A 306-nucleotide genomic window follows, 5' to 3' on the forward strand; every position below is an offset into this window, starting at 1 on the left:
TAGGTCAGGTGTGTAAGCGTTGTGAGGCGTTGAGCTAACTGATACTAATGACTCGAGAGGCTTAACCATACAACCCAGATGGGTTTTACTCAGTAGTACTTAGACGAATACAAACACTTAAGAAGTGGCACTCAATCCAGCTTTCCGAATTACATTTACTGCCTGCATGAGATAAGACGGGTAAGTAAATAGCAAATTTGCTTGGTGACAATAGCATTGTGGTCCCACCTGATCCCATCCCGAACTCAGAAGTGAAACGCAATCGCGCCGATGGTAGTGTGGGGTCTCCCCATGTGAGAGTAGGTC

1 rRNA gene is annotated in these 306 nt (G+C 46.1%); it reads left to right on the top strand.

Annotation, left to right across the window (positions count from 1 at the left end):
* Window positions 1–200: 200 nt before the first annotated feature.
* Window positions 201–306 (top strand): 5S ribosomal RNA (gene rrf / locus CBX96_RS21460); the annotation flags it as partial.

The sequence above is a fragment of the Shewanella sp. BC20 genome (genome assembly GCF_003129585.1).
Taxonomy (GTDB): domain Bacteria; phylum Pseudomonadota; class Gammaproteobacteria; order Enterobacterales; family Shewanellaceae; genus Shewanella; species Shewanella seohaensis.